Genomic DNA, 4,203 nt, shown 5'->3' with positions numbered 1-4,203 from the left:
TCCGCCCACCCCCTATATCAACACTATAAGTGTGGTGGGCCGCGTCTGTTGTTTATAAGCGACACCAACTTGTGTTGGGTGCGCCGGGGGGTGTGCGGCCCCTCGCCGGGCCCGGCCCGTCACGGGGGGCCGGGCACGGCGGGCGGACCGCGCGGGAGTGTCGTACGGGGCTAATAGACTGTCCGCTTGTCCTCCCGTTTGGGAACCACGATCGATCAGGAACGCCATGACACGCCTCGGCGAATCCGTCGCCCGCGCCACCACGCTGCTCTCCGCCGACCTCTCCTCGGACGCCACGGTCCAGGAGCTGCTCCAGGAGACGGGCGGGCGGCGCTATCTCGATCTGACGGACCTGCCCGCCAAGGAGCAGGCCGAGCTGATCGCGGCCCGTACGGTCGAGGTCCTGCCGGGCGTGGAGAAGCTGGCCGAGCGGATCGAGGAGCGCCGGGCGGCCGGCCGGGGTCTGCACATCAAGCTGGGCATCGACCCGACGGCGACCGATGTGCACCTCGGGCACGCGGTCCCGCTGATCATCCTGAGCCGGTTCCAGCGGCTGGGCCATGACGTCACGCTGATCATCGGTGACTTCACCGCCAAGATCGGCGACCCTTCGGGCCGTACGGCCGAGCGGCCCCCGCTGACCGACGACGACATCGCGCAGAACCTCGCCACCTACCGCGAACAGGTCCGCCCCTTCTTCGACTTCGAGAAGGTCAGCTTCCGGCAGAACAGCGAGTGGCTGGCGCCGTACACCTTCCCGGAGCTGCTCGGGCTGCTCGCCCAGGTGCCGGCCTCGCAGCTGCTCCAGCGCGAGGACTTCCGCAACCGGCTCGCGGCCGGCTCCGGTCTGACCATGACCGAGCTGCTGTACCCCATCGCGCAGGGCCTGGACTCGGTGGCGCTGGAGTGCGATGTGGAGCTGGGCGGCTCCGACCAGCTGCTCAATCTCCAGATGGGCCGCAAGCTGATGGAGCTGCGCGGGCAGCGGCCGCAGCTGGTGGTGACCATGCCGCTGATCGAGGGCACGGACGGCACCGGCGCCAAGATGTCCAAGTCCAAGGGCAATTACGTCGGGCTGAGCGCGCCCGCCGACGATGTCTTCGGCAAGATCATGTCGGTGCCGGACCGGCTGATGGAGCCGTACCTCAAGGCCTGGACCGAGTGGACCGACGAGGAGATCGCGCTGGTCCTGGGCCGGGTCGCGGACCGCTCGCTGCACCCGATGGACCTCAAGAAGATCCTCGCGGGCGAGGTCGTCACCGCGCTGTACGGGCTGGACGCGGCGATGGCGGCGCGGGCCGGTTTCGTGGCGCAGTTCTCCAAGAAGTCGTTCTCCGACGTGGAGTCGCTGCCGTCCGTCGATGTCGCGGCGCACGGTGCGGAGACCGTGGCGGCCGTCCTGACAACGGTCCTGGAGTTCACCCCGAGCGCCTCGGCGGCGCGGCGGCTGGCCAAGCAGAACGCGCTGCGGCTGGTCGTGGAGGGTGAGGGCGGCCAGCAGGCCGTGGTGCTGGCGGAGGCCGACGCGGCCCGGCCGCTGGGTGAGGTGCTGGCCGAGAAGCTGGCCGGGACCGGCGGCGTCGCCTACCTGAAGGCCGGCCGGAAGCTGGCCCAGCTCGACGGACGCTGAGCGGCAGACGTACGGGCGGCCGGTGCGCGGGTGCGCGCCGGCCGCCCGGGACGATTCCTCAGGCCGCGTGTCTCTTACGGCCCCGCATGGAAACCCAGATGCGGTCGCCGACGGCGACGACGAGGACCGCACCGGCCAGCTGGAGCAGATGCCGGATCCAGTCGACGCCACCCGTCTCGTTGACCCCGAGCCCGGTGGCCGCCCAGTTGCCGAGAACGCTGCCCAGCATGCCGAAGATCACGGTCAGCCAGAGCGGAATCTGCTGCTTTCCCGGGATGATGGCCTTCGCGATCAGGCCCAGCACCAGGCCCACGATGATGGCCCACAACCACGTCATGTCGACTCCTCCCGCGGCACGGTGCAGATGACGGTCGCTCCGTCAGTGTCGCCCCGCGGGGACCACTGCGCACGTTCTACGGCACACGCCGGAGCCGGTCGTACACACCGTGGCCCGGCCGGTCCGGGCACCGCGTACGTACCACCCGGTCTCGAAGGCGGCGCAGTCGCGGCGTACCGTGGAAACCGACCGGATACCGGGGAGAATCCGGCATGACTGACCAGGTGGTGGAGCGTGATGCGGAAGCAGAGCAGCGGCCAGACCTTCCGGATCACCGGGGCCCGGCAGGGGCTGTCCGAGGATGTCCGCGGGCGGCAGCGCCGGTATGTGATCTCGATGGCGGTGCGGACGGTGGCCGTGGTGCTGACCGTCGTGCTGTGGAACATCGAGCGGCCGGTGGCCATCGCGACATTGGTGCTCGGGCTGGCGTTGCCCTACATCGCGGTCGTCATCGCCAACGCGGGCCGGGAGAACGTCCCTTCACTCCCGAAGACCTTCATTGCGGGGCCGACCAGGACGATGCTGACGCCGGGCGCTTCCGACACCCCGGCGGAGTCCGTTCCGGAGCGTCCGGCGGCGGACGCTTCCACACCGCAACATGACCCCAGCTGATCAACTCCCGGTCTGCAAAGCTCAAGAAAAGCTCAGATCAATCATGGAGTTCCGGTGCACTCGGCACCATCCCCCGTGACATACTGCGTACGCGCTCCGCATCCCCCGTCGGAGCGACGGACCGACGCCGGGCGGCTCCCCCCGTGGCTGCCCGGCGTCGTCATGTCCGCGGAGCGCGAGGGCGGGATCGCCGGGCCGGGTCCGGGCACCCAGGACGTAGGGTTGAGGCCGTGAACTCCCCGATTCCCCAGGACTCCGCCGACAGCGCCGTCATCTGCTCCGCGAAGGGCTGCCGTGCCCCGGCCGTCTGGGTGCTGGCCTGGAACAACCCGAAGCTGCACACTCCGGACCGGCGCAAGACCTGGCTGGCGTGCGAGGAGCACCGGGAGCATCTGTCGCAGTTCCTCGGGGTGCGCGGCTTCCTGAAGGATGTCGTGACGCTCGCGGAGTGGGAGGCCTCGGCCGCCGATCGCTGAGGCCGGACCGGCTCAGCCGCCGATCGCAGACATCGGGCGCTCCGGCTGGAGGAACGACGGGTCGTCGAGGCCGGAGCCCGCCTTCTTGCCCCACATCGCGGTCTGCCATATCCGGGCGATCTCGTCATCGGGGGCCCCGGAGCGCAGGGCACCGCGCAGGTCGGTCTCCTCGGTGGCGAACAGACAGGTACGCACCTGGCCGTCGGCGGTCAGCCGGGTCCGGTCGCAGGCCCGGCAGAAGGGACGGGTGACCGAGGCGATCACCCCGACGCGGTGCGGGCCGCCGTCGACGATCCAGCGCTCGGCGGGCGCGGAGCCGCGCTCCTCCTGGCCCTCGGGGGTGAGCGTGAAGCGGGTGCGCAAGGAGGCGAGGATGTCGCCGGCGGTGATCATGCCGTCGCGCTTCCAGCCGTGCTGGGCGTCCAGCGGCATCTGCTCGATGAAGCGGAGCTCGTAGTCGTGGGCGATCGCCCAGGCCAGCAGGTCGGGGGCCTCGTCGTCGTTGAGCCCCGGCATCAGGACGGTGTTGACCTTGACCGGGGTCAGACCGGCCTCGGCGGCCGCCGCCAGGCCGCGGAGCACGTCGTCGTGCCGCTTGCGGCGGGTCAGGGCCTGGAAGACCTCGGGCCGGAGGGTGTCCAGAGAGACATTGACGCGGTCCAGGCCGGCGTCGCGCAGGGCGGCGGCGGTGCGCTGGAGGCCGATGCCGTTGGTGGTCAGCGATATCCGGGGGCGTGGGTCAAGGGCGGCGACGCGCTCGACGATGCCGGTCAGGCCGGGGCGGAGCAGCGGCTCACCGCCGGTGAAGCGGACCTCGTCGATGCCCAGGTCGCGCACGGCGACGGTGATCAGCCGGACGATCTCGTCGTCGGTGAGCAGATCGGGCTTGGCGAGCCACTGGAGGCCCTCTTCCGGCATGCAGTACGTGCACCGCAGATTGCACCGGTCGGTGAGCGAAACCCGCAGGTCGGTGGCCACACGGCCAAAGGTGTCGATGAGCACTGGGCCCCCTCCCCGAGACAACGGCTCGGTACCTCGCCTCCGATGGATCAGTACGTCTTCGAGCCTACGCGATGGGTGTGACAGCGAGCAGCGCCCAGAAGCACGAGGCGGGCGGGGGGGGGGCGGGTGGTTTGAAATACGCCCCC

At 70.3% G+C, this 4,203-nt stretch carries 5 protein-coding genes; 3 read left to right on the top strand and 2 right to left on the bottom strand.

Going from position 1 to position 4,203, the window contains the following annotated elements; translation table 11 throughout:
* Positions 1–226 precede the first annotated feature (226 nt).
* The gene (gene tyrS / locus ACFW5B_RS35135) at positions 227–1,630 is read left to right on the top strand and encodes a tyrosine--tRNA ligase (protein ID WP_386449163.1); all 1,404 of its coding nucleotides are present in this window, start codon (positions 227–229) and stop codon (positions 1,628–1,630) included.
* A gap of 58 nt (positions 1,631–1,688) precedes the next feature.
* Here tyrS and ACFW5B_RS35130 read toward each other — a convergent pair whose 3' ends face one another.
* A complete protein-coding gene (locus ACFW5B_RS35130; RefSeq protein ID WP_386449160.1) occupies positions 1,689–1,967 on the bottom strand; it encodes a GlsB/YeaQ/YmgE family stress response membrane protein in 279 nt (92 codons plus the stop codon).
* Between the two features lie 237 nt (positions 1,968–2,204).
* On the opposite strand from ACFW5B_RS35130, the gene ACFW5B_RS35125 reads away from it, so the two are divergent.
* Both ACFW5B_RS35125 and ACFW5B_RS35120 read left to right on the top strand, forming a co-directional pair.
* Positions 2,205–2,579 (top strand): DUF3099 domain-containing protein, encoded by a 375-nt coding sequence (locus tag ACFW5B_RS35125; RefSeq protein WP_386449158.1) that lies wholly within the window; start codon positions 2,205–2,207, stop codon positions 2,577–2,579.
* Between the two features lie 230 nt (positions 2,580–2,809).
* A complete protein-coding gene (locus ACFW5B_RS35120; protein WP_386449157.1) occupies positions 2,810–3,055 on the top strand; it encodes a hypothetical protein in 246 nt (81 codons plus the stop codon).
* A gap of 12 nt (positions 3,056–3,067) precedes the next feature.
* Here ACFW5B_RS35120 and moaA read toward each other — a convergent pair whose 3' ends face one another.
* Positions 3,068–4,057 carry a GTP 3',8-cyclase MoaA gene (gene moaA, locus ACFW5B_RS35115; protein WP_386449155.1) on the bottom strand — a complete coding sequence of 330 codons (990 nt, stop codon included), beginning with the start codon at positions 4,055–4,057 and terminating at the stop codon, positions 3,068–3,070.
* Between the last annotated feature and the right edge of the window lie 146 nt (positions 4,058–4,203).

Source organism: Streptomyces sp. NPDC058773, assembly GCF_042746015.1.
Taxonomy (GTDB): Bacteria; Actinomycetota; Actinomycetes; order Streptomycetales; family Streptomycetaceae; genus Streptomyces.
This window is presented reverse-complemented; position numbering and strand designations above follow the sequence as displayed.

What these genes read in the sequence shown, in the direction of transcription:
- tyrS (WP_386449163.1), top strand. Translation starts at nt 227, where the DNA reads ATGACACGCCTCGGCGAATCCGTCGCCCGCGCCACCACGCTGCTCTCC.
- ACFW5B_RS35130 (WP_386449160.1), bottom strand. Translation starts at nt 1,967, where the DNA reads ATGACGTGGTTGTGGGCCATCATCGTGGGCCTGGTGCTGGGCCTGATC.
- ACFW5B_RS35125 (WP_386449158.1), top strand. Translation starts at nt 2,205, where the DNA reads ATGCGGAAGCAGAGCAGCGGCCAGACCTTCCGGATCACCGGGGCCCGG.